At 71.9% G+C, this 2,658-nt stretch carries 3 protein-coding genes; all 3 read left to right on the top strand.

Annotation, left to right across the window (positions count from 1 at the left end):
* Positions 1-1,147: M20/M25/M40 family metallo-hydrolase (locus VF794_RS19010; RefSeq protein ID WP_331112390.1), on the top strand; the 1,147-nt coding region annotated here is incomplete at its 5' end.
* 171 nt (positions 1,148-1,318) lie between these two features.
* A complete protein-coding gene (locus tag VF794_RS19005) occupies positions 1,319-2,110 on the top strand; it encodes an SDR family oxidoreductase (RefSeq protein WP_331112388.1) in 792 nt (263 codons plus the stop codon).
* Positions 2,111-2,119: 9 nt separating this feature from the next.
* Positions 2,120-2,494 (top strand): hypothetical protein, encoded by a 375-nt coding sequence (locus VF794_RS19000; RefSeq protein WP_331112386.1) that lies wholly within the window; start codon positions 2,120-2,122, stop codon positions 2,492-2,494.
* Positions 2,495-2,658: the final 164 nt, after the last annotated feature.

The following is a 2,658-nucleotide window of genomic DNA, read 5'->3' as shown; positions in this document are numbered from 1 at the left end:
CGGGCGGGTGCTGGCCTCGGAACGCTTCCGGGAGCACCCGCTGGCCCTGCTGGCACTGGGCGGCAGCGTGGCCACTCCGGCCGAGGGCCTCACCGCCGAGGTCCTCGAGGTGCGCTCGCTGGAGGAGGTGGCGGCGCTCGGTGAGAAGGTGAAGGGGAAGATTGTCTTCTTCAACCACGCCATGAGCGAGGCCGCGGACTACGGCAAGGTGGCCGGGCTGCGGACGCGAGGGGCGTCGGTGGCGGGGAAGGCGGGGGCGGTGGCCACGCTGGTGCGCTCGCTGGCCACGGCCTCGCTGCGCTCGCCGCACACGGGGGCCATGCGCTACGAGGAGGGCGTGCCCCAGATACCGTCGGCGGCGGTGTCCGTGGAGGACGCGGAGCTGCTGCACCGGCTGTTGGCGCGCGGGCCGGTGAAGGTGGAGCTGAAGCTGAGCAACCAGACGCTGCCGGACGCGGACTCCTTCAACGTGGTGGCCGAGGTGCCGGGCCGCGAGAAGCCACGCGAGGTGGTGCTACTGGGGGCGCACCTGGACTCGTGGGACGTGGGGACGGGGGCGCACGATGACGGGGCGGGCGTGACGATGGTGATGGAGGCGGCGCGGCTCATCGCGAAGCTCAAGCCGGCACCGAGGCGCACGGTGCGGGTGGTGCTCTTCGCGAACGAGGAGAACGGGCTGCGCGGAGGCCGGGCCTACGCCGAGGCGCACGCGGCGGAGCTGGGCAACCACGTGGCGGCGCTGGAGATGGACTCGGGAGGCGGCAGGCCGCTGGGGGTGGTGCTGCGCGCGGGAGCGGGGGGCGATGCGCTGGTGCGCCCGTGGCTGAGCCCGCTGGAGGGGCTGGGGGCGGCGAGCATCCTGGCGGGGGAGGCGGGAGGGGCGGACCTTTCGCCGCTGGTGCCGGCGCGGGTGCCCTTCGTGGGAGTGAGGGTGGACAGCAGCCGGTACTTCGACGTGCACCACTCGGAGGCGGACACGCTGGACAAGGTGGACCCGAAGGACCTGGCCCGCAGCACGGCGGCGGTGGCGTGGGTGGCGTACGTGCTGGCGGAGGTACCGGGCGTGCTGCCGCGTCCCGAGGCGCCGGCCGAGGCCCCGAAGGCCCCGGCCGTGCCGCCCGCTACTCCGAAGACCGGGGCCCCGTGAGCGTGGGTCAGCGTCCTCCTCCTCTGCGTTCAACCTGTTTTACAGAGAGTGCGGAATGTACACGGTGTGACCTGTGATTCCACGGTCCATTGACCGTCCTCGGGGCCCCCCTTGTCAGGGCACGGGGGCACGGCGAGAGTGGAGGTAACTCCCGAGCCGAAGGGCGGGCGAATGAAGCAGGGAACCGGAACGGCCCTGGTCACCGGGGCCAATCGTGGTCTGGGACTGGAGACCTGCCGGCAGCTCGGACGGCTCGGCTGGCGGGTGTGGCTGACGGCGCCTGACTCCGACGAGGGCCAGCGGGCCTGTGAGACCCTCCGTTCCGAGGGGCTCGACGTCCACTTCGAGCCCCTGGATGTCGCCTCCCTGGAGAGCCTCGCCGCGCTCGCCGGGCGCTTGGAGCAACAGGGTGTCCGGCTCTCGGCGCTCATCAACAACGCGGGCATCGCCATGGAGGGCTTCAACGCCCACGTGGCCGAGTACACGGTGGCGGTGAACTTCCTCGGGCCGCTGCGCGTCACCGAGCGCCTGCTGCCCCTCGTGGAGGAGCACGGGCGCGTCGTCATGGTGTCCAGCAGCCTGTCCGAGCTGAAGGACTATCCGCCCGCCTTCCAGCGACGCTTCGACCCGCCCCCGCCCAAGGAGCAGCTGAAGGCCCTGGTGAGGGCCTTCGTCGAGGACGTGCGAGCGGGCGTGCACGAGGAGAAGGGCTGGCCGACCTCGGCGTACCGGGTCTCCAAGCTGAGCCTCAACGCGCTCACGCGCCAGCTGGCCGAGGAGCTGAAGCCCCGCAACCTGCTCGTCAACGCCGTGTGTCCGGGCTGGGTGAGGACGGAGATGGGGGGGAAGCACGCGGCGCGGAGTGTCGAGCGGGGCGCGGACATCCTCGTGTGGGCGGCGACACTGCCGCCGCGGGGGCCCACGGGAGGCTTCTTCCGCAACCGCCGGCCCGTGCCTTGGTAACGTCTGGGCATGAGTGACAATCAGGATCCCGAGAGCCCGCGAGGCGCGGGCGCCCCGAAGCTGACGCGGGAACACCGCGAGTCCATCCTGCGAGCGCTGAAGGAGGTGCACGAGCGCGTGCACGATGCCTACCCGGAGCAGGCGAGCCCGAAGCCGTCACAGGGGTGGGTGGATCGGCGGAGGCTGCTGCTGGTGGACCTGGCGCTGCACCTCTGCGAGGAGGTGGTGAAGGGCGAGACGCTGGGGGCGCGCGAGCTGGCGGAGAAGGTGCACTCGGTGCTGTTCGTGGCGAAGGACCTGGCGCCGGGGCACGCGTTGGAGAAGGCGGGGGAGCTGGTGCTCGAGGCGTTGGGGGAGGGAGACCCGGACGCGCACGTGGATTGAACCCGTGGATGTCCCCTCTCCCTCTGGGAGAGGGCGAGGGTGAGGGTCGTCCCCTGTCCGTCAACGTGCGCGGCTCAGAACCCGGGAGGCTTGCGGAAGGCGCCGGTCACGTGGGCGAGCGACTCGGAGAGGGCGAGCAACTCCTCGTCGAGCCACCGGCGGCC

The organism is Archangium sp. (assembly GCF_036389735.1).
Taxonomy (GTDB): Bacteria; Myxococcota; Myxococcia; order Myxococcales; family Myxococcaceae; genus Archangium.
Note: the sequence above shows the minus strand (reverse complement) of the source record. Positions and strands in the feature narration are given on the sequence as shown.

Excerpts from the sequence above, each read along its gene's own strand:
- VF794_RS19005 (WP_331112388.1), top strand. The coding sequence starts at position 1,319 with ATGAAGCAGGGAACCGGAACGGCCCTGGTCACCGGGGCCAATCGTGGT.
- VF794_RS19000 (WP_331112386.1), top strand. The coding sequence starts at position 2,120 with ATGAGTGACAATCAGGATCCCGAGAGCCCGCGAGGCGCGGGCGCCCCG.